The organism is Ruegeria alba (assembly GCF_022321465.1).
In the GTDB taxonomy this organism is placed as follows: domain Bacteria; phylum Pseudomonadota; class Alphaproteobacteria; order Rhodobacterales; family Rhodobacteraceae; genus Ruegeria_B; species Ruegeria_B alba.
The window spans coordinates 98,225-119,745 of the sequence record NZ_JAKOEM010000011.1; the positions used below are offsets into that span (position 1 = coordinate 98,225).

Below are 21,521 nucleotides of genomic sequence, written 5' to 3' on the forward strand. Positions count from 1 at the left end.
ACGGCCAAAGATGGACTTGCCCGCAGAGCGCGCCTAGATCGAAACCATGCAGACCCCGCCCGCCTCCTTGCAGCGCAGCCCACCTGCGCTTGCCACTCTGATCCTGTTGTCGGGCCTTTCCGCCCTGGGCATGAACATCTTTCTGCCCAGCCTTCCCAACATGACCGAGTATTTCCAGACCGATTACCGGCTGATGCAGCTTTCGGTCGCGCTCTACCTCGCGGTGAACGCGGCAATGCAAGTGGTGATCGGACCGCTGGCGGACAAGGCCGGGCGGCGCCCGGTCATCCTGTGGGGGCTGGTCCTGTTCCTGATCGTCACGCTCGGCTGCATCTATGCGCCCACGGTCGAGATTTTTCTCTTCTTCCGCATGTGCCAGGCGGTGATCGCGGTGGCCATCGTGCTCAGTCGCGCAGCGGTGCGCGACATGTACGAACAGGACAAGGCCGCCTCGATGCTGGGCTGGGTCACCATGGGCATGGCGGTGGTGCCAATGATCGGCCCCGCGCTGGGCGGCGTGCTGGACCAGTATTTCGGCTGGCAGGCCAATTTCTGGATCCTGTTCGTGCTGGGGGTGGCGGCGCTCATTCTCACCTATGTCGATTTCGGGGAAACCGCGCTGAAAAGCGGCAAGACCCTGATCCAGCAGTTCCGCGAGTATCCCGCCCTGCTGACCTCTCCCCGGTTCTGGGGCTATTCGCTGGCCTGCGGCCTGTCCTCGGGGGCCTTCTTTGCCTATCTGGGCGGTGCACCCTTTGTCAGCACCGAAGTTTTCGGGATGGAGCCCGCGCGCATGGGTCTTTTCTTCGGGGCCCCTGCGCTGGGGTACTTTGCCGGCAACTTTGTCAGTGGCGCTTATTCGGTAAGGTTCGGCGTCGACAGGATGGTATTGTGGGGCTGCCTGATGAACGCGCTTGGCATAACCCTGTCGCTGGCAACCATGCTCTCCGGATATGGGTCTGAATACAGCTTTTTTGGACTGATGACGCTGGTCGGGCTGGGCAACGGCATGTCGATCCCCAACGCCACCGCCGGCGCTCTGTCGGTGCGCCCGCATCTGGCAGGCAGCGCCTCGGGGCTGAACGGCGCCATCATGCTGGGCGGCGGCGCCGCGCTGAGCGCCTGGGCCGGCGCCCTGCTGACACCCGAATCCGGCGCGCTGCCGCTGCTCTGGCTGATGCTGGGCACCGCCCTGCTAGGGGTTGTCGCCATCCTCGCCGTGATCTGGAGAGCACGCCGGCTGGGCCTGTGACATTCGCGCGGACAGAACGCCTTCGACCCAATCCGCGACCAGGCGAACGCGCTTCAGGTCACGCAGTTCGCGACGCAGCATCAACCAGAGTTCGCGCCTGGGCAGCGCTCCATGCCGAAACGGCAACTCGACCAGGCGCGGCTCGGCGCCGCCAATGATCCGAGGCAAGAGCGTTTTCCCGTGGCCGGAGCAGACAAGCCGGAACAGGGTTTCGGCATCATTGACCGAGACCTGGGCCACACCTTCGATCTCTGCCGCCCGTGTGAGGGCCGCCGCCTGAGGCAGGTATTGCATACGTGTTTCATAGCCGATCCAGGGCAGATCCCTTGCGGCATCGCGCGCAGCAAAGGCAGCATAGTCCAGATCTCCCAGCTTGCGCGCCAACACGCCCTGTCCGCCCTCTGTCGGGCGCGCCAGGCGCAGGGCGATATCGGCCTCGCCGCGCAACAGACTCAGATCGCGGGCCTCGGCAATCAGTTCCAGCCGCAGTCCCGGAGCCGCCGCGCGCAGATCGCCCATCGCAGGCACAAGGATATGGTTGATCACCATGGGCACCGCGGTCAGGCGCACCGTTCCGAGTCCACCATCGCTATTGGCCCCGGTCAGGGTGTCGACCTCCTGCATTTCGCCCTGCATGACCTCGGCATGGCGGTACAGTCGGCGCCCGAATTCGGTAAGACCCAAGCCCTGCCCGCCCACCTCGACCACCTGGCGCCCCAACGCCTTCTCGAGCGCACGCAGGCGCCGCGACACGGTGGTCTTGTCCACGCCAAGTGAGCGGGCCGCCCCTTTGAGGCTGCCCGCTTGCGCAACCGCCAGCAGAAACCGCATGTCATCCCAGTTCATGACTGCAACCTTGCATCTCCTAACTGCAAATTTCCACTCTGCGCAGCGGATTTGCAGCATGTCATCCTGTTCACCTTAGCACCGAAAGGACAGATCATGCTCTACCGTGTCACGTTTCAGGATAGTCCCGGCAAGGAACATCTGCGCCAAAGACACATGGCCGAACACCTTGCGTTTCTTGCCTCTCACGGGGCAGCCATTCTTGGCGCCGGACCGCTGTTCGACGGGCCCCAGGGACGCGGCGGCATGTGGTTGATCGAGGCCGCGACCCGCGCCGATGTCCAAACCCTGGTCGAGAAAGACCCGTTCTGGCCCACGGGCTTGCGCCAGAGCGTGGACATTCTGGAATGGCGGCAAGTCTTTCGCAACGGCCAGCCGGTCTGAGCTTGCCGCGCGCGCTTTGCAAACGTAACCTTGCATCAAGGTAAATTTGCAAAGAGTCGGCATCCTATGGCCACCCAGAAACTCTATGCCGGCGCCAAGCTGCGCGAGATCCGCAACCGCCTGTCGCTGACGCAAAAGGATTTTGCCGCCAAGCTGGGCGTGTCGCTGCCCTATCTGAACCAGATGGAAAACAACAACCGCCCGGTGTCGACCTCGGTGGTGCTGGCACTGGCGCAGGAATTTGGGCTGGACGTGACCGAGCTCAGCACCGGCGACAGCGAGCGGCTGGTCAGCGACATGCGCGAGGCGCTGGCTGACCCGATTTTCGCCGACGCGATGCCGCCGCTCGCCGATCTGCGCCTGACCGCGTCGAACGCACCCGCGCTGGCGCGCGCCTTTATCGAGCTGCACCGCACCTACCGGCAGACACATGAGCGACTGGCCTCGCTGGACGAGGCACTGGGGCGCGAGGATGCGCGCATTCAGGCCAGCCCCTGGGAGGAGGTGCGCGACTTCTTCCATTATTGCGACAACTATATCGACGCGGTCGATCACGCGGCAGAGCGGTTCGCGGCCCGGGCCCAGGCCGACGGGGTGCGCGGCGCGGCGCTGGCGGCACTGGCCGATCGCGGCATCACGGTCGAGCTGGCCGATATCGAGGCGTTGCGCCAATACGACCCTGCGACGCGCCTGCTGCGCCTGTCCACCCGCAGCGCGCCACAGACCCAGGTGTTTCAACTGCTCTTGCAGGTGGCGCTGCTAAGCCAGAACTCGCTGCTCGAGGCAACGCTCGATTTCGCCCGTTTCCACAGTGACGAGGCACGCGCCATTGCAAAGATCGGGTTGGCCAATTACTTCGCCGGTGCGGCGCTGATGCCCTATGGCACCTTTCTGGAGGCTGCCCAACAGACCCGTCATGATCTGGAACGGCTCAGCACCCGCTTCGGCGCCTCGATCGAGCAGGTGGCGCACCGTCTCTCTACCCTGCAACGGCCGGGCGCCAAGGGCATCCCCTTCTTCTTTGTCCGGGTCGATCAGGCCGGCACCATCACCAAGCGCCACTCGGCCACGCGGCTGCAATTCGCACGCTTCGGCGGCGCCTGCCCGCTCTGGAACGTGCATCGCGCGTTCGAAACCCCCGGCCATTTCTTGCGACAACTGGCGGAAACGCCCGATGGCGTGCGCTATATCTCGCTGGCGCGTGACGTGTCCAAGACCGGCGGCTCCTTCGGGGCACCAGTGCGACGCTATGCGATCGGGCTCGGCTGCGAGGTGCGCCATGCCGATCAACTGGTCTATGCCGATAATCTCGATGTCAGCAACGCCAGCGCCTATGAGCCGATCGGCATTTCCTGCCGCATCTGCGAGCGCAAGACCTGCCACCAGCGCTCGGTCCCGCCGCTCGAGCGGCGCCTGACCATCGACAGCGACCATCGCGGCACCCTGCCCTACGAGGTCAACTGATCTTCATTTCGCCGGAAATACTCCGGGGGAGGCGCCGACAGGCGACGGGGGCAGCGCCCCCGCCTCTTCTGCTCAGGCCTTGGACAGGATGCCCCAGATCTCATCCTTCAGCGCCGCGCGCTTCTTGCGCAGCTCGACCTCGGCCAGTTCCTCCATGGGTTCCACGTTGGTTTCGGCCCGGTGCACAGCCCGGTTGATCTCGTGATACTCGTCCGCCAGTTTGGAAAAATGCGCATCCGTCTGCTTGAGCTGGCTCATCAGATCGACCTTTTCGGGAAATTCCTCGGCCAGTTCATGCGGGGTATGGGACATCCGTTCGCTCCTTTTTCAATGTCAGCCCAGAGGCTAGACGCCCTCCACAAGGCCGACATTGACAGGGATCAAATCGGGTGCGGCAGGCGAGATTTTTCGACGAAAAATCTCTGCCCCTGCCTCACCGTTGCGAGGCCTCCCAACGTGGATTGATCCAGGGGATGTCATTGGCGCGCGGCAGCGGGTCGCGGCCCAGGATATGGTCCGACATCTTCTCGCCCACCATGATCGAAGGCGCGTTGAGATTGCCATTGGTGATTTGCGGGAAAATCGAGCTGTCGGCCACGCGCAGCCCCTCGACCCCAATCACCCGGCCCTGCCCGTCGACCACGGCGTTCGGATCATCCGCCCGGCCCATGCGGCAGGTGCCGCAGGGGTGATAGGCGCTTTCGGCATGTTCGGCGATAAAGGCATTGAGTTCGTCGTCGCTCTGCACCGCCGCACCCGGCTGGATCTCTTTGCCGGCATAGGGTTTGAACGCGTCCTGACCAAAGATCTCGCGCGTCAGCCGGATACAGGTGCGGAAATCGGCCCAGTCCTTTTCATGGCTCATGTAGTTGAAGCGGATCACCGGCGCGTCCTCGGGCCGGTCCGAGCGCAGGGTGACCGCCCCGCGCGAGGGCGAGCGCATCGGCCCCACATGGGCCTGGAAGCCATGGCCCTCGGCCGCGGCCTGACCGTCATAGCGCACGGCGATGGGCAGGAAATGATACTGGATATCCGGATAGGGCACGCCGGGTTGCGAACGGATAAAGGCCGCGCTTTCGAACTGGTTCGAGGCACCCAGCCCGGTCTTGGTAAAGAGCCATTGCGCGCCGATCGCCGCCTTGCCCAACAGGTTCCAGTATTTGTAGAGCGTCACCGGCTGGATCGCGGCCTGCTGGATGTAAAGCTCCAGATGGTCCTGCAAGTTGGCCCCCACGCCGGGGCGGTCGGCCACGACCGCGATACCATGTTCAGCGAGGTGCGCCGCAGGGCCGATGCCCGACAGCATCAGCAGTTTCGGCGAGTTGATCGACGAGGCCGCGATGATCACCTCGCGACGGGCGCGGATCACCTCGGCCTTGCCGCCCCGGATGATCTCGACCCCGGTGGCGCGGCCCGCGTCCATCACCACGCGGGCAGCCAGGCCGCGCACCACGTCGCAATTCTCGCGCTTGAGCGCCGGTTTCAGATAGGCATTGGCCGCTGACCAGCGCCGCCCTTTCCAGACGGTCTGCTCCATCGGGCCAAAGCCCTCCTGCTTTTCACCGTTATAGTCCCCGGTGACCTCGTAACCGGCCTGCCGCCCGGCCTCGACAAAGGCCTTGAACAGCGGGTTGGTACGCGGGCCGCGGGTGACATGCAGCGGCCCGTCGGTACCGCGCCAGGCGGCATCGCCGCCATGGCCGCCATCGTGCCAGGTCTCCATCCGCTTGTAATAGGGCAGCACATCGGCATAGGCCCAGCCATCGGCGCCCATCTCGGCCCAGGTGTCGAAATCCATCGCATGGCCGCGCACATAGACCATGCCGTTGATCGAGGACGACCCGCCGATCACCTTGCCGCGCGGGCAGACCAGGCGGCGGTTGTTCAGATGCGGCTCGGGCTCGGACAGGTAACCCCAGTCATAGCGCGACATGTTCATCGGATAGCTGAGCGCCGCCGGCATCTGGATGAACGGCCCCGCATCGGTGCCGCCATGTTCGATCACCAGCACCGAGGCCCCCGCCCCGCTGAACCTGTAGGCCATGGCGCAGCCCGCGCTGCCGGCGCCCACGATGACAAAATCCGCTTCCATCCGTCTTACTCTCTGTTTGTCTCTGCGCCGGTGGCGCGAAAGGAACCCGGCCCACAAGGGCCGGGTCCGGTTGTGTCAGTGCACGCTTTCAACCTTGTGGAAATCGAGCGCACGGTCCTCGGGGGATGTCCTGATCGCCATCACCGTTCTGCGGTGACGCAGCGCAATGAACAGGACACAGGCCAGGTACAGGCCGATCACGATCGAGCCGACCCACTGGATCTGGAGCCACTGGCTCTGGAACAGCAGGGTCAGCGCGAACAGCACGCCGACATTGCCCGCGATGTACAGCGGACGCCCCAGACGCTCGACTGTGATCGACAGGTTGTCGGTATAAAGCCGGATCAGCGAGTCGAGCGAGTTGATGACAAAGGTGATGCCCACCACGATCATCGCGACATTGGTCAGCCCGGCGGTGCTGATCCCGTTCTCGTGATAGAAATAGAGAACCGAGAACCAGATCGCCAAGGGGATCGAGGGGAATACCAGAAGCGCGATCAGCAATTGCCAGGTCTTCAGCCCGCCGACAAAGCGCGAGGTGAACTGGCCGATCATGATCGACCAGGCGAACCACCAGAACAGGTAGAAGGCGTGGTAATCGGTCAGCGGCAACACGAATTCCTGCAGGTTGCCGAAATAGGCGCCGAGCAGGCCAAGGTTCTGGCCGATACCGCCCAGCCCCATGCCCGCGCTGGCCCACATGCCTAGGATCAGCGCCAGGAACAGAAAGGTCGAACCGACCGAGAGCACGCGCACATATTTCAGATCGGTCGAGGAATAGGCCGCCGCCAGAATGGTCAGGAACACGATGACATAGAAGGCGGGCACCACCGTCTCGCCATCGCCGATCTCGGGCATGTAGCCGGGCAGATAGATCAGGAACAGGCTGGCGGTAAAGGCGCAGGTGCCGATGATGACGATGTTGTTGACCAGCTTCACCAGCGGGATCTCGAAAAATCCGACGCGCGGCTCGATCACGCAGAAATAGAAGGCGGTCAGGAAGTAGAAGGCCCAGATCAGGAAGCCCCAGAACCCGAACTCGATCGCGAGCGGATTGGCAAAGGCATAGGCCGGATCCTCGGCATAGCCGCCGAATTCGGCCAGCGGGAACATGATCAGTCCGACATCCAGACCGGACGTGAACAGGATCGCGATAAAGGTGAACAGATGCACCGGCGTCGGGCCGATACAGTCCACATCGCGCCATTTGATGACGCAAAAGGCCACCAGACCAAGGGTCAGCAGCAGCCCAAAGCTCAAGATCGAATTCAGGATCATTATTCCTCCCTGGGTTCACGCCCGCCCTCTCCTCGGGGCCGGGTCGAATGATGCGGGAAACTAGCACAACAACCTGATCAAAAGAACCAAAACTTGTATCACCATACAAGTTTTTCGATAATCCTTTAAACTTGAACAGTTTGACCGATTGGCCAATATGACCGCATGAGACGCAAACGCATTCGGGACATCCGCAATGACGAGCTGGTCGCCGCCGCGATCCGGTCGTTGCATCACAGGGGATTCGGCTCGGTCACCATGGCCGAGATCGCGGGCGAGGCCGGGGCATCGGCGGCGTCGATCAACTATTACTTCGGGTCCAAGGACCGGCTGATGGAAGAGACCATGCGCCGCCTGCTGTCGATCCTGCACACGGCATTGCTGTCCCGGCTGGCCGAAGCAAAAACACCGCGCGATAGGCTGCTTGCGATTGTCGAGGCGAATTTCGACGACACGCTGTTCACGCCGGCGCAATGTTCGGTCTGGGTGCAGTTCTGGGCCAACGCGCCCTATACCAGCAGCCTGTCGCGACTGCACCGGATCAACCGGGCGCGGGTGGCAAGCAACATCCGCCGGGAACTGCGGCAACTGGTGCCGGAACAGGGTCTGAACAGGGTGCAGACGACGATACAGGCCTATATGGACGGCATCTGGATCGAAGCGGCGCAGGGCGACACGGTCCCTGATGCGGCATCGGCTCGGGCCGATGCGCGGGCCCTGACGGAGTTGTTACTGGACCGGCGGTGACAGGCGCGCGCGTCATCTCAGGATTGCCGTTCCTTTCGCGCCCGAGGCCGATATGCTCATCGTGCCGCCAGATCAATGAGGAGTGCCATCATGCGCCGCGATGAATTGACCAAGCGTTTTCGGGACCTGCACGTTCCGGGTGATCCTCTGGTGATGCCGAACCCGTGGGATATCGGGTCGGCCAAGGTCATGGCCGGTCTGGGCGCGCGGGCGCTGGCGACGACCTCGTCCGGACATGGGTTTACCCTGGGTCTGGCGGATGGCGGGCAGATCACGCGCGAGATCGCGCTGCGGCACGCGGCCGATATCTGCGCCGCTGTCGATGTGCCGGTGAACGGCGATTTCGAGAACGGGTTCGGCGACAGCCCCGACACCGTGGCCGAGACGGTGCGCCTGGCGGCGGAGGCGGGTTTGGCCGGGGTTTCGATCGAGGATACCATGATGCCGTCCAAGGGGTCTTATTCCTTCGATCTGGCCCTGGCCCGGATCGAGGCGGCGGTAGCCACCGCCCGCGAGGTGGATATCGTTCTGACGGCGCGCGCCGATGGCTGGCTGATGCAGAGCTATGATCAGGCCGAGGCCCTGCGCCGCTGCATCGCTTTTGCCCAGGCGGGCGCGGACGTGATCTATGCCCCGCTTGTCGATGCAGATACCACCCGGGCGCTGGCCGATACCGGAACGCCGGTCAACCTGCTGGCGGCGGGGGAAATGCGGGATCTGACCGCCGAGCAGATGGGCGCGCTGGGGGTTTCCCGGATCTCGATCGGTGGCGGTTTGGCCCGGGTGACGCAACAGATCCTGCTGGGCGGCACCCGCGCCATGCTGGAACGCGGCGATTTCACCGTGCTGAAGGGTGCGGCGAGCGTGGTCGAAGTCGAAGCTTTGCTGAACCGGTAAGACCGCCGGAGCGGCCGGCATTCAGCGGATACGATAGACCTTCGACACGATGCGCCAACTGCCCTCGTGCAAAAGCAGCGTAAGGAAATCGTCAAAGCGCATGCCGGCCCAATCGTTTTCGACATGGACCTGCGCGATGTCCCCCTGCACCGAAACAGAATTGATCGCCCAGAACGGATCGGTTTCAGCATCGGCCGCGTCCTCGCACATGGCGATGAACGCGTCGCGAGAATTCCAGAGCAGCTCCCCTTCGTAATGGCCCACCTCGCTGGCCCGGTCGAAGAAGATCCGCTCCAGCGTGGGCCGGTCGCCCCGGGTCATCGCCATCACGTAGGTTTCGACAAGCGCGGTCAGCGCGGCGATGTGTTCTGATGTGGTCATGATCCCCCCTTTTGGAACAGGAGTTTACCCGATCACAACCTGATTTGCATGTGCGAAGCGAACGGCTTGAGCGCTGGAAAACCGCCTGGCACGGCGTGGAAAATGGGGGCCACGATCATCCCCGTCGCTGCCAGAGTACCATCAGGGGAAACAGCTATTCCCCCCTCGGGAACCTCTGGCTTTCCTCCAGATTATCAAGGTTCATGTGGTTGCGCATGTAGCGTTCCGAGGCTTTTTGCAGCGGCTGGTAATCCCAGGGGTAATAGCCGCCCTGACGCAGCGCCTCGTAAACCACCCAGCGGCGGGCCTGGCTGGCGCGCACTTCGGCATCGAAACGGTCAAGATCCCAACGGGCCTGCGACTTGGCGCGCAGGCTCTGTACCGTGCCCTGATGATCGGGGTGGTCGGCGAGGTTGGTCATCTCATGCGGGTCGGCATCCAGATCGAAAAGCTGGTCGGGGTCGAGCGCGCAGCGGTTGTACTTCCACTTTCCATAGCGCATCGAAACGAGCGGCGCATAGGATGCCTCGGCGGCGTATTCCATCAGCACCGGCGCGGTGCGCTCGGTGCCATTTGCCAGCGGCACCAGGCTGGTGCCATCAGTCCAGGGCGCGATTTCGGCCATGTCGACACCCGCCAGTTCGCCCAGCGTCGGCGTCACGTCGATGGTCGAGACCGGCGTGTCGATGCGGCCCGGGGCCATCCCCGGCGCGGCTACCATCAGCGGTACCCGGGCGGAGCCTTCGTAGAAGTTCATCTTGAACCACAGCCCGCGCTCACCCAGCATGTCGCCGTGATCGGAAACAAAGAGGATGATCGCCTCTTGCCGGGTGGTTTCCAGAACCTCGAGGATCTCACCCACCTTGTCGTCCAGATAGGAGATATTGGCGAAATAGGCGCGGCGCGACTTGCGGATGTCGTCTTCGGTGATATCGAAATTGCGCCAGTCATTGGCATCGAAAATGCGTTTGGCGTGCGGGTCATGGTTGTCGTAGCCCAGATCACTAACCTCTGGCAGCAGGTGCTCGCAATTCTCGTAGAGGTCCCAGTATTTGCGCCGCGCCACATAGGGGTCATGCGGATGGGTGAAGCTGACGGTGACGCACCAGGGGCGGCCGTCCTTGCCGCGCGCCAGATCGTAAAGCTTGGCCTTGGCGTGATAGGCGACCTCGTCGTCATATTCCATCTGGTTGGTGATCTCGGCCACGCCCGCGCCGGTGACCGAGCCCATATTGTGATACCACCAGTCGATGCGCTCGCCCGGCTTGCGATAATCGGGCGTCCAGCCGAAATCCGCCGGGTAGATATCGGTGGTCAGCCGCTCCTCGAACCCGTGCAGCTGGTCGGGGCCGACGAAATGCATCTTGCCCGACAGGCAGGTGTAATAGCCCGCGCGGCGCAGGTGATGGGCATAGGTCGGGATATCGCTGCGGAACTCGGCGGCGTTGTCATAGACCCCGGTGCGCGACGGCAACTGGCCGGACATGAAACTGGCCCGCCCCGGCGCGCAGAGCGGGCTGGCGGTATAGGCATTGGCGAACCGGGTCGAGCGCGCCGCCAGCCGTTTCAGGTTGGGCGCATGCAGCCAGTCGGCGGGACCATCGGGAAAGAGGGTACCGTTCAGCTGATCCACCATCAGGATCAGGATATTGGGTTGGGTCATCTACCAGCCTCGATCAGGGTATCAAGAACACGCAAAGCATGGGCGCAGGCCAAATCGGGCTCTCCGGGTGCGCCCAGCGCCGCCTGGATGTAGAGCCCGTCGATCAGCGCCCGGATATCACTGGCCACCTCGCCCGGATTGCGCACTACCGGGCGCAGGGCATGAACCAGGTTGGAATACAGCCGCGCCTGATAGATGCGCCACAGGCGCAGCGCGTCAGCGTTGGTCTGCGACAACACGTAGAAGGTCATCCATGCCGCGATCACATCCGGGGTGAAACAGGAATGCGCGAAACAGGCCCGCACAATGGCTTGCGGCCGGTCGGCTGGCGTGCTGGCCTTCATCTCGGCCCGCGCTTCGTCGCCGAACTCGGTCAGGATATGACGCATGGCGGCCAGAAAGATCTGGTCCTTGCCACCGAAATAGTGATGCGCCAGCGCGCTCGACATGCCCGCCCGGCGGGCGATCTGGCTGACGGTGACATCCAGGCTTTTCTGCACGCCCAGTTCTGCTATCGTCGCCTTGACGATCGCATCGCGCCTGATCGGTTCCATTCCGATTTTCGGCATGCCCTCTCCCCAGCGCCATTGGTTTTGAAAACGCTAGGGAATATTTATTGACGCGTCAATCAATCATCGGCAGGTCGAACCAGAGGTGACAGGTCTAACCGGAAACCGGTCGCCGTGGGCCCGGTATCAACCTCGCGAAACAAGTTGGTGACAAGGTCGCGTTCCCGACAGTTTTCGGCGCCGACAATGTCAAAGACACCCTGCTTGACGCAAAAGGCGATGTCATGGTGGTCAAACGCCCACCCCTCGGCCAGCGCAGTCACGTAATAATAGCGATTGGTCAGATCACCCTCCAGCACAGTCTGGCATTGATCCGGTGCGAACACATACCAACCCTGGCTGATCCAGTCCCCGGGACCACGAAAGGCGAGCGCAACAGATTGCGTAACCGGCGTATCGTTGCAGATCTGGAACCCGGCCTGCACCACACCGGGCGCGAACACAAGACAGGTTATGGTCGCAGCGCCTCTCATGCGATTTCCCTTTGATGCGCGCCCGTTCAAACGGATCACAGCTTCGGTGCAATGCTGGGCGGGGTGATCGGGCGCCGCTTCAGCACCGCCTCGCGCCAGGTGATGAAACTGACCGAGGCGAGGATCAAAGTACCGCCCGCAACCACCCAGATATCGACCCCCTCGCCAAAGACCAGCGCGCCCAGCAAGGTGGCCCAGATCAGTTGCAGGAAGGTGACCGGCTGGGTCACCGCCACCGGTGCCGCCTTGAGCGCCAGTGTCATGAAGTAATGCCCGGCAGTGGCGAAACTGGCGATGGCGAACAGAACCCCCAGCTGTTGCCAGCTGGGGGTCTGCCAAACCGCCACCGCAAAGGGGATCATCGCCACCGTGACCCAGATCGACAGATGCGCCACCACCACGGCGGGGCTGAGATCCTCGACCGCCGCCTTGGCCAGCAGATAAGAGCCGCCCAGCGTCAGCGTGGTCCCGAGCATCGCCAGATGACCGGGCGAGATCTCGCGAAAGCCGGGGCGCAGGATGATCGCGGCGCCGATCAGCGCCACGAAGATGGCGGTGATCCGTCGCGCCGCCAGCGTCTCGCCCAGGAACAGGGCGGCGCCGAGGCTGACATAGACCGGGGTGAGATAGTTCATCGCGGTGACCTCGGCCAGCGGGATGCGGGTCATAGCAAAGAACCACAGCATCACCCCCACTGCATGGATGGCCCCGCGCAGGCCGAACATGGTCCAGTGGCGCCGGGTCAGCCGCGCCGCCAGCAGGCTGCGCAGCGCAGGCAGCACAAAGACGATGCCCAGCAGATAGCGCAGAAAGGCCGACTGGATCGGGTGCATGCCCTGCCCCATCGACTTGACCAGCGCGGTCATCACCACAAATGACAGGCCCGCCGCAAGCATCCAGAGGATGCCGGCCAGCGGGCGGGAGTCTGGGGTCTCGGGCAGAGGCATATCAGGGTTGAACACCCATTCCGGCGCCGGGGCAACCCTTCACATGCGAACGACCCGCGATTGCCCGGTCACATCAGCAGCAGCTTGGCCGCGATGGTCCACATGGTCAGGGCGATCACCGTGTCGAGCACCTGCCAGGCGCGGGGGCGGGCAAAGACCGGCGCGAGCAGGCGTGCCCCGTAGCCAAGCGAGAAGAAGAAGGTGAAGCTGGCCAGAACAGCGCCGAGCCCAAAGCCGAGCCTGTCGCCATATTGCGCCGAGATCGAGCCGATCAGCACAACAGTATCCAGATAGACATGCGGGTTGAGCCAGGTAAAGGCCAGCACCGTCAGCAGCACCGGACGCAGGGCGGCTCCGCCGCCGCTGCGGGCGTCGTCGCCGGTCATCAGCGCTTCGGTCTTGGTCAGCGCCGCAAACAGGCTGCGCGCGCCGTACCAGATTAGGAAGGCCGCCCCGCCATAGCGCATCAGCGGCTCGAACCAGGGCATGGCCGTGGCCAGCCCTCCGAACCCGGCCACGCCTGCGGTGATCAGCACCGCGTCCGACAGCGCACAGGTCAGGCAGACAGCAAAGACATGCTGACGCCGCAGCCCCTGCCGCAGGACAAAGGCGTTCTGCGCCCCGATGGCAAGGATCAGGCCGAAACCAAGGGCAAAGCCGGCGACAATGGCAGAGGACATGGGGCGGATTCCCGTAAGGTTGCCGGGTTTGACTAGAGAGCGGCGCAAGTTTAATCCAGTTAAAGATTGTTAGCCTGGATTAGGATTTCTAATGCAGTTCGACCCGCAACAGCTTGCCGCGCTGGCCGCCATCCTGCGGCTGGGCAGTTTCGAGGCCGCAGCCGGGGCGCTGTCGGTGACGCCATCGGCAGTGTCCCAGCGCATTCGCGCATTGGAGGAGAAAGTGGGGCTGGCACTGATCCAGCGCGGTCCACCCGCAACGGGCACAGCCGCCGGTCTGCGACTGGCGCGACATGCCGAGGATGTCGGTTTGCTGGAGGCGCAAGTCAGCCGCGACCTTGCGCTTGACCAAGGCTCCGGGCCGGTAAGGGTCAGGATCGCGGTCAATGCGGATAGCCTTGCCACCTGGTTTCTGGAGGCGATGTTTGGCGTCAAGGGCGTGTTGTTCGATCTGGTTATCGACGATCAGGACCATTCCGCCGAATGGCTGCGGCGCGGCGAGGTCAGCGCTGCGATCACAGCCCATGGCAGACCGATTCCGGGCTGCGACGCTCATCCGTTGGGGGCGCTGCGCTATATCGCGACTGCCAGCCCCCGATTCATGAAACAGTGGTTCGCGGGCGGGGTCACTCCCGAGGCGCTGTCTCTCGCGCCTTGCCTGACATTCAATGCCAAGGACCAATTGCAACAGCGCTGGATCGAGATGCAGACCGGGATGCAACTGGCGCCCCCTACGCATTTCCTTCCCTCCTCGCAGGGATTCGTCGATGCCGCGCTGGCGGCTATGGGATGGGGAATGAACCCGCGCGCGCTGGTCCGAAAGCATATCGCCCACGGCGACCTGGTACCGCTCATCCCTCACCGGCCGCTGGATGTTCCGCTGTCCTGGCAGGTGAGCCGGGTATTGACGCCTGCGCTTGCCCCATTGACCCGCGCGGTCCGACAGGCCGCAAGCCTGGGCTTGATCCCCGGTTGAGCGCACCGGATAAGGAAGTGCCGGACAAGGAGAAACCATGTTTGCCCGCACCCAACTCAACTATCGTGCCGTTCCACTTCCCGACCGGACCGAATTGACCGATGCCCAGATACTGGCGGCGGCAGAGGCGTTTCACGACACCATGCGTCGGCGCCACACGGTACGCAATTACTCGAACCGCCCCGTACCCCGCCCTGTGATCGAGACGTGCCTTCGAACGGCGGGCACCGCGCCTTCGGGCGCCAATCACCAGCCCTGGCATTTCGTGGCGGTGGCAAACCCGGCGCTGAAGGCGCGGATCCGGCAGGAGGCCGAAGAGGAAGAGCGGCGGTTCTATGCGGGCGGTGCGGGAGATGAGTGGATCAAGGCGCTGGAGCCGATCGGCACCAATGCGGTGAAAGAGCATCTGACGGACGCGCCCTGGCTGATCGTGGTCTTTGCCCAGCGCTGGGGCCAGTTCGACGACGGCACGCGGTACAAGAACTATTACGTGCCCGAGAGCGTGAATATCGCCACCGGCTTCTTGCTGGCGGCGCTGCATCACGCGGGGCTTTGCGAGCTGACCCATACGCCGAACCCGATGCGGTTTCTGAACAACGCGCTGGGGCGGCCCGCCTCGGAAAAACCCACGATGATCATCGCGGTGGGGCATCCGGCGGCGAACGCGACCGTGCCGGAGGTGGCCAAGATCAAGAAGCCGCTGAGTGAGATCGCCACCTTCGCCGAATAGCGCCGCCGTTTTCCGGCACGGAAAACGGGTCGGAAAATTTGCAATTTTCCGCGCCCGGCTCCCGATCCGGTCACATCGGCCAGAACAGCAGGATGGCCGGGATCGTGACGGCCACGATCAATATCTCAAGTGGCAGACCCATCCGCCAGTAATCGCCGAAATGATAGCCGCCCGGACCGAGGATCAGCGTGTTGTTCTTGTGCCCGATGGGGGTCAGGAATGCCGCCGAGGCCGCCACCGCCACCGCCATCAGGAACGGGTCGGGCGAGACGCCCAGCGCATTGGCCATCTGGATGCCTACGGGCGCGGCAACAATTGTCGTCGCGGTGTTGTTGAGCACATCCGACAGCGTCATCGTCACCACCATCAGCACCGTCAGGATGGCCCAGGCGGGCCAGCCCTGGGTCAATGTCACCAGCCCGCCCGCGATCAGCTGGGTGCCGCCCGAGGCCTCAAGCGCGGCGCCCAGCGGGATCATCGACCCCAGAAGCACCACCACCGGCCATTCGATATGATCGTATAGCTCGGCAATCGGCAGGATACCGGTCAGCACATAGGCCACCACCACCAGCCCAAGCGCCACCGGCAGGTAGAGAAGCCCGACCGAGGCCGCCAGCACCGCCGCGCCAAAGAGGCCGATGGCCAGCCATGTCTTGTCATTGGCCGTCACGCTCAGACCCCGCGTGGCCAGTGGCAGGCAGCCCAGCCACTCGGTCACATCCGGCCCCCGGTCGCGCGGGCAGAGCAGCAAAAGGATATCGCCCGGCTGCACCTCGGTCCGGCGAATGTGCTGGGTGATCCTTGTGCCCTGACGCGAGATGCCCATCAGCACGGTGTTCTGACGCCAGCTGAGGCCCAGCCCCTGCGCGGTGCGCCCGGCGATACGGGCGCCATCGGTCACCACCACCTCGATCACGTCCAGCCCCTCGCCCGCCGCCGTCAGTGCCTGCTGCCGCTCCTTGTCCGAAAAATCGAGGCTGAGCGCGGCGCGAAACTCGTCCAGCGCTTCGGGCGTAGCCTCGATCACCAGCGTATCGCCGGCGGCCAGGATGGTGTTGGCGGCGCGGCCATAGCGGCGCTTGCCGTCGCGGATCAGGCCCAGGATCGCCACGTCGGCCTTTTCCGCCTCGGCATCCAGTTCTGCCAGGCGTTTGCCGATATGGGGTGACTCTTCTGGCACCGTCAGTTCGGCGATATATTCGGCCAGCGCCTCGGCCGCCTCCGCGGCACCTCCGCCGCGCGTCGGGATCAGGCGCCAGCCGATCAGCGCCACAAAGATCAGACCCGCCAGCGCCGCCGCGCCGCCGACAGGGGCGAAATCGAACATGCGATACGGCTCGCCCAGCGCCTCGGCCCGGATCGAGGCGATGATGATGTTGGGCGGCGTCCCGATCAGCGTGACCATGCCGCCCAGGATGGTGGCAAAGGACAGCGGCATCAGCGTCAGCGCCGCCGCCCGCCCCGCCTTGCGCGCGGTCTGGATATCGACCGGCATCAAGAGCGCCAGCGCCGCCACGTTGTTCATGAAGGCCGAGAGCACCGCGCCAATCCCGCCCATCAGCGCGATATGCGCGCCAAGCCCACGCGAGGCATCGACCAGCGTACGGGTGATCAGGAACACCGCGCCGGATCGCACCAGCCCCGCGGAGACCACCAGCACCAGCGCCACCACGATTGTGGCGGGATGGCCAAAGCCAGAGAACGCGTCCTTGACCGGAACCAGCCCCAGTACCACCCCCAGCATCAGCGCCGAGAAGGCCACCAGATCGTAGCGGAACCGCCCCCAGAGCAGCAGGGCAAAGACGGCGGCGAAAAGGGCGAAAAGCAGGATCTGGTCAATCGTCATGGCGCCAGCATAGAGGGCGCCGCGCGGCCTGCAACCGGCTCCCTTGATCCCGCCCCTCCTCCTTGTCTATATGGGCGCCAACCAGCAACCAGCGACGAGGACATCATGGCCGGCCATTCCAAATGGGCAAACATTCAGCACCGCAAGGGACGGCAGGACGCAGCGCGGTCAAAGCTGTTCTCGAAGTTCTCCAAGGAGATCACGGTTGCGGCCAAGATGGGCGACCCGGACCCGGACAAGAACCCGCGCCTGCGCCTGGCGATCAAGGAAGCCAAGTCGCAGTCGATGCCCAAGGACAATATCGAGCGCGCCATCAAGAAGGCGATCGGCGGCGACGGCGATGCTTATGAGGAAATCCGCTATGAGGGCTATGGCCCCAATGGCGTGGCGGTGATTGTCGAGGCGATGACCGACAACCGCAACCGCACCGCGTCGAACGTGCGCTCGACCTTCACCAAGCACGGCGGCAACCTGGGCGAGACCGGATCGGTGGGCTTCATGTTCGAGCGCAAGGGCGAGGTCATCTATCCCGCCGAGGTCGGCGATGCCGACACGGTGATGATGGCCGCGATCGAGGCCGGCGCCGAGGACGTGGAAAGCTCGGACGAGGGACATATCATCTATTGCGCCGATACCGACCTGAACGACGTATCGACGGCGCTGGAAGCGGAGCTGGGCGAATCGGATTCGACCAAGCTGGTCTGGAAACCCTCGACCACGACCGAGCTGGACCTCGAAGCGATGCAAAAGCTGATGAAGCTGGTCGACGCACTGGAAGATGACGACGACGTTCAGCGAGTGACCACCAATTTCGAAGCCTCCGACGAGGTGATGGCGGCGCTTTGAACCCGCCCAAGGCAGGGGGCGCTGCCCCCGCCGCCCGTTCCGGGCGACTCCCCCGGAGTATTTCCGACCAGAAAGAAGCAGCAGGGCCTGCTCTCTTCATTTCGCCCTAAATACTCCGGAGCGCGAGGCAGAGCCTCGCTTGCCCCCCTGCTGGCCATGCGCGCTTGCCCGGCAGGGCACTGCGCGTTAGACGAAGCGCCATGAAACGCTTTCTGATCCTGCAACTGCGCCCTGAAACCGACGCGGCCGATGCCGAGTTCGCCTCGATCCTCGACAAATGCGGGATCGGGCCGGAGCGGGTGCACCGCATCCGGCTGGATTGCGAGGACCTGCCCGAGGGGCTGGATGTGACCGATTACGCGGGCGTCATCGTCGGCGGTGGACCCGGCTGTGTCAGCGACGACCCCGCCACCAAGCCCGCGACCGAAGCGCGGATCGAGGCGGCGATCCTGGGGCTGATGCCGCAGATCACCGGTGCCGATCATCCCTTCATGGGGTGTTGCTATGGGCTGGGCGTGCTGGCGGCGCATCTGGGCGGAGCGGTCAGCAAGGCGCGTTATGGCGAGCCGGTCGGTCCCTCGACCTGTACCCTGACCGAAAGCGGCGCGAGCGATCCGCTGACCGCTGGCCTGCCGCCTGTCTTTGACGCCTATGTCGGCCACAAGGAGGCGGTGCAGGCGCTGCCGCCGGGCTGTACCCATCTGGTCGCCTCGGCCCCTTGCCCCTATCAGATGATCCGCTGGGGCGAGAATGTCTATGCCACCCAGTTCCACCCGGAAGCGGATGCGCATGATTTCGAACAGCGCATCCGGATTTACAAGGATCACGGCTATTTCCCGCCCGAGGATGCCGCGCGACTGATCGACATGTGCCATGCCGCCGAGGTCACGGCGCCGGGCGAGATCCTGCGCCGTTTCGCCCAGCGCTACGGCTGACCCAACGGCGCCGTTGCCTGCTGGCCTGCTGCCGTCCTAGGCTGAGGCCAGGACAGGGGAGGATGGATATGGGCGCGAATACCGCCGATGCGATCATCGTGGGCAGCGGGCTGGCCGGGCTGGTTGCCGCCGCCGAACTGGGCGACCGGGGCAAGCGGGTGATCCTGCTCGATCAGGAACCCGAGAGCTTCCTGGGCGGTCAGGCCTTCTGGTCGCTGGGCGGGCTGTTCATGGTCGATACCCCCGAACAGCGCCGCATGGGCATCCGCGACAGCGCCGATCTGGCCCTGCGCGACTGGCTGGGCAGCGCCCAGTTCGACCGCCCGGAAGACGCCTGGCCGCGCAAATGGGCCGAGGCCTATGTGGAATTCGCCGCTGGCGAGATGCGACCCTGGCTGCATGCCATGGGCTTGCGCTGGTTTCCGGTGGTCGGTTGGGCCGAGCGGGGCGGCTCCTATGCCGACGGCCACGGCAACTCGGTGCCGCGCTTTCACATCACCTGGGGCACCGGTCCGGGCGTGCTGGAGCACTTTCTGCGCCGGGTGCAGGACCACGTGAAGGCGGGCCGGATCGAGTTGCGGTTTCGCCATCAGGTCAGCCATATCATCATGCAAAACGGTACCGCGACCGGGGTGTCGGGCGAGGTACTGGCCCCGGACACCGCCCAGCGCGGGCAAAAGACCAATCGCGACGAGATCGGTGAGTTCGAGGTCTATGCCCCCTCGATCCTGGTCACCTCGGGCGGGATCGGCGGCAACTTCGACCTGGTGCGCAAGGCCTGGCCGCGCGACCGGCTGGGCGAGCCTCCGCGCGACATGGTGGCGGGCGTGCCGTTCCATGTCGATGGCCGGATGATCGCGATTTCGGAACGCGCGGGCGGCCATGTCATCAACGGCGACCGTATGTGGCATTACACCGAAGGCGTGCGCAACTGGGATCCGATCTGGCCCGACCATGGCATCCGCATCCTGCCCGGCCCCTCGTCGATGTGGTTCGACGCGCGCGGAAACCGGCTGGCGCCGCCCTGCCTGCCGGGGTTCGACACCCTGACCACGCTGCGCGAGATCCTGAAGACCGGATACGACTACAGCTGGTTCGTGTTGACACAGAAGGTGATCAAGAAGGAGTTCGCGCTCTCGGGCTCGGAACAGAACCCCGATTTCACCTCGGCCAAATGGTCCGAGGTGATCCGCCAGCGCATCCTGTCGGGTAAGTCCGCCACCGCCCCGGTAGAGGCATTCAAACAGCATGGCGAGGATTTTGTTGTCGCCCACAGCCTGAGCGAGCTGGTGCGTGGCATGAACCAGCTGGGCGAGGTGCCGATCGACGAGACCCATCTGCGCGCCCAGATCGAGGCGCGCGATGCGCAGATGGATAACCCATTCACCAAGGATGCGCAGATCATGGCAATCCATGCCGCGCGCAATTATCGCGGCGACCGCCTGATCCGCACCGCCAAGCCGCACAAGTTTCTTGACCCCGTCAACGGCCCGCTGATCGCGGTGCGCCTGCATGTGCTGACCCGCAAGACGCTGGGCGGGCTGCATACCAATCTCGATGGCCAGATGCTGGGCGCCGATGGTCAGGTGGTGCCGGGCCTCTTTGCCGCCGGAGAGGTGGCGGGGTTCGGCGGCGGCGGCTATCACGGCTACAACGCGCTGGAGGGTACCTTCCTGGGCGGTTGCATCTTCTCGGGCCGCAATGCCGGACGCTCGCGGGCAATTGCCTGATGATCAGGCCCTGATCCGATCTTCGAAGCGCTCTGGCCCAGGCCATTCAGCCCGAGCAAAACGCTGATAGGCTTGGCGGGAATGGTGCCCCCACACGGGCTATTCAGCAAACCTAAATGACCCATAAAGCACTGCTTTTCAAGGGATAATCAGAACGGCCTGCCGCGCATGCGTCCCGAAACGTGCGCTATTTGTGTCCCACATCCTTCGAACGAGAGCAAGCCAGTCCCGCTATAAGATGGCCACTGCTTCTTCAGGCGTCTTTATCGAAGCGTCTGGGAAGCTCGTTAACTCTTGCAGTTTCTTGAAGCGCCCATCGCTCGTTACAAACAGCTCCCGACCGACGTTCTCGTGCGCCCAATACGCTTGCGCATCAAGGATTTGGTTTCTCCACCGTAAGAATGCCGAAGAAGCGATGTCAGATGCACCAACTCCCCGATCTCTCGCGTAGTCTGCCCACTCGTATGGTGATGCTGGGAACATAGCGAGGTAGATTTCCTCCTCGCGCGCATTTCCTTCGGGCCATGAAAAAAACGGTGGCACCAAAAGCCTACCCCCCACCGCATGATCGGCTTAAGGAGGTCAAGCCCCCCCGAAGCCAAGCCGTCTGCAGCGTTCGCTGAAGACAGCCAAATCATCAAGAAACCCACCTTCAAGCTGACGCTCTGAGGCGCATGAAGCAACCAATGCCAAGTCGGCTCGACCAGCGGTATGCTCTTGGAGCAGCCCTTTGACATTCGCCGCTTCAGCACGCCCCTCTTCAACCTCGATCAAGAAGTTGGTGT

The 21,521-nt window shown here is 63.9% G+C and carries 21 protein-coding genes; 10 read left to right on the forward strand and 11 right to left on the reverse strand.

Annotation, left to right across the window (positions count from 1 at the left end; genetic code table 11):
* The first annotated feature begins 46 nt into the window (after window positions 1-46).
* Window positions 47-1,252 (forward strand): multidrug effflux MFS transporter, encoded by a 1,206-nt coding sequence (locus MB818_RS13395; protein WP_234137582.1) that lies wholly within the window; start codon window positions 47-49, stop codon window positions 1,250-1,252.
* Here the strand turns inward: MB818_RS13395 and MB818_RS13400 are convergent.
* Window positions 1,196-2,098: a LysR family transcriptional regulator gene (locus MB818_RS13400; protein ID WP_234137581.1), complete on the reverse strand. Its 903-nt coding sequence runs from the start codon at window positions 2,096-2,098 to the stop codon at window positions 1,196-1,198. The genes MB818_RS13395 and MB818_RS13400 overlap by 57 nt on opposite strands.
* A 96-nt stretch (window positions 2,099-2,194) precedes the next feature.
* Between MB818_RS13400 and MB818_RS13405 the strand changes: the two genes are divergently transcribed.
* Window positions 2,195-2,482 carry a YciI family protein gene (locus tag MB818_RS13405; RefSeq protein ID WP_234137580.1) on the forward strand — a complete coding sequence of 96 codons (288 nt, stop codon included), beginning with the start codon at window positions 2,195-2,197 and terminating at the stop codon, window positions 2,480-2,482.
* Between the two features lie 66 nt (window positions 2,483-2,548).
* Window positions 2,549-3,946, forward strand: coding sequence for a helix-turn-helix domain-containing protein (locus tag MB818_RS13410; RefSeq protein WP_238905396.1), 1,398 nt, complete (start codon window positions 2,549-2,551; stop codon window positions 3,944-3,946).
* Window positions 3,947-4,018: 72 nt separating this feature from the next.
* Here the strand turns inward: MB818_RS13410 and MB818_RS13415 are convergent, their stop codons facing one another.
* The 3 genes from MB818_RS13415 to MB818_RS13425 form a co-directional block, all read right to left on the reverse strand.
* On the reverse strand, window positions 4,019-4,258 hold the full coding sequence (locus MB818_RS13415; protein ID WP_234137578.1) for an HP1242/YdcH family protein: 240 nt from the start codon (window positions 4,256-4,258) through the stop codon (window positions 4,019-4,021).
* Between the two features lie 121 nt (window positions 4,259-4,379).
* Entirely contained in the window at window positions 4,380-6,038 is a 1,659-nt protein-coding gene (betA, locus tag MB818_RS13420) for a choline dehydrogenase (RefSeq protein WP_238905399.1), read from the reverse strand.
* 75 nt (window positions 6,039-6,113) lie between these two features.
* The gene (locus tag MB818_RS13425) at window positions 6,114-7,316 is read right to left on the reverse strand and encodes a BCCT family transporter (protein WP_439653289.1); all 1,203 of its coding nucleotides are present in this window, start codon (window positions 7,314-7,316) and stop codon (window positions 6,114-6,116) included.
* A 165-nt stretch (window positions 7,317-7,481) separates the two neighbouring features.
* Between MB818_RS13425 and betI (MB818_RS13430) the strand changes: the two genes are divergently transcribed.
* Window positions 7,482-8,063 carry a choline-binding transcriptional repressor BetI gene (gene betI / locus MB818_RS13430; RefSeq protein WP_238905401.1) on the forward strand — a complete coding sequence of 194 codons (582 nt, stop codon included), beginning with the start codon at window positions 7,482-7,484 and terminating at the stop codon, window positions 8,061-8,063.
* Window positions 8,064-8,153: 90 nt separating this feature from the next.
* A complete protein-coding gene (locus MB818_RS13435) occupies window positions 8,154-8,960 on the forward strand; it encodes an isocitrate lyase/PEP mutase family protein (protein ID WP_238905402.1) in 807 nt (268 codons plus the stop codon).
* Window positions 8,961-8,981: 21 nt separating this feature from the next.
* Here the strand turns inward: MB818_RS13435 and MB818_RS13440 are convergent, their stop codons facing one another.
* From MB818_RS13440 to MB818_RS13465, 6 genes are all read right to left on the reverse strand, one after another.
* Window positions 8,982-9,341: a nuclear transport factor 2 family protein gene (locus MB818_RS13440; RefSeq protein WP_234177935.1), complete on the reverse strand. Its 360-nt coding sequence runs from the start codon at window positions 9,339-9,341 to the stop codon at window positions 8,982-8,984.
* 154 nt (window positions 9,342-9,495) lie between these two features.
* The gene (gene betC, locus MB818_RS13445; protein WP_238905403.1) at window positions 9,496-11,004 is read right to left on the reverse strand and encodes a choline-sulfatase; all 1,509 of its coding nucleotides are present in this window, start codon (window positions 11,002-11,004) and stop codon (window positions 9,496-9,498) included.
* Window positions 11,001-11,573, reverse strand: coding sequence for a choline-binding transcriptional repressor BetI (betI, locus tag MB818_RS13450; RefSeq protein ID WP_234143250.1), 573 nt, complete (start codon window positions 11,571-11,573; stop codon window positions 11,001-11,003). The genes betC and betI (MB818_RS13450) overlap by 4 nt, the downstream gene beginning before the upstream one ends.
* A 59-nt stretch (window positions 11,574-11,632) precedes the next feature.
* Window positions 11,633-12,046, reverse strand: coding sequence for a DUF1036 domain-containing protein (locus tag MB818_RS13455; RefSeq protein ID WP_238905405.1), 414 nt, complete (start codon window positions 12,044-12,046; stop codon window positions 11,633-11,635).
* 35 nt (window positions 12,047-12,081) lie between these two features.
* The gene (locus MB818_RS13460) at window positions 12,082-12,993 is read right to left on the reverse strand and encodes a DMT family transporter (RefSeq protein WP_234137570.1); all 912 of its coding nucleotides are present in this window, start codon (window positions 12,991-12,993) and stop codon (window positions 12,082-12,084) included.
* A gap of 68 nt (window positions 12,994-13,061) precedes the next feature.
* Window positions 13,062-13,673, reverse strand: coding sequence for a LysE/ArgO family amino acid transporter (locus MB818_RS13465; RefSeq protein ID WP_234137569.1), 612 nt, complete (start codon window positions 13,671-13,673; stop codon window positions 13,062-13,064).
* 91 nt (window positions 13,674-13,764) lie between these two features.
* Between MB818_RS13465 and MB818_RS13470 the strand changes: the two genes are divergently transcribed.
* On the forward strand, window positions 13,765-14,649 hold the full coding sequence (locus tag MB818_RS13470; RefSeq protein ID WP_238905407.1) for an ArgP/LysG family DNA-binding transcriptional regulator: 885 nt from the start codon (window positions 13,765-13,767) through the stop codon (window positions 14,647-14,649).
* Window positions 14,650-14,686: 37 nt separating this feature from the next.
* Window positions 14,687-15,379: a nitroreductase family protein gene (locus MB818_RS13475; RefSeq protein ID WP_238905409.1), complete on the forward strand. Its 693-nt coding sequence runs from the start codon at window positions 14,687-14,689 to the stop codon at window positions 15,377-15,379.
* A gap of 70 nt (window positions 15,380-15,449) precedes the next feature.
* Here MB818_RS13475 and MB818_RS13480 read toward each other — a convergent pair whose 3' ends face one another.
* Window positions 15,450-17,225, reverse strand: a complete 1,776-nt coding sequence (locus MB818_RS13480; protein WP_234217071.1) for an SLC13 family permease — start codon at window positions 17,223-17,225, stop codon at window positions 15,450-15,452.
* Window positions 17,226-17,330: 105 nt separating this feature from the next.
* Here MB818_RS13480 and MB818_RS13485 point away from each other — a divergent pair, with 105 nt between their 5' ends.
* From MB818_RS13485 to MB818_RS13495, 3 genes are all read left to right on the forward strand, one after another.
* Window positions 17,331-18,071, forward strand: coding sequence for a YebC/PmpR family DNA-binding transcriptional regulator (locus MB818_RS13485; RefSeq protein ID WP_238905412.1), 741 nt, complete (start codon window positions 17,331-17,333; stop codon window positions 18,069-18,071).
* A gap of 200 nt (window positions 18,072-18,271) precedes the next feature.
* Window positions 18,272-19,006 (forward strand): glutamine amidotransferase, encoded by a 735-nt coding sequence (locus MB818_RS13490; protein WP_234167101.1) that lies wholly within the window; start codon window positions 18,272-18,274, stop codon window positions 19,004-19,006.
* A gap of 68 nt (window positions 19,007-19,074) precedes the next feature.
* Window positions 19,075-20,736 carry an FAD-binding dehydrogenase gene (locus tag MB818_RS13495; RefSeq protein WP_238905413.1) on the forward strand — a complete coding sequence of 554 codons (1,662 nt, stop codon included), beginning with the start codon at window positions 19,075-19,077 and terminating at the stop codon, window positions 20,734-20,736.
* Window positions 20,737-21,521: the final 785 nt, after the last annotated feature.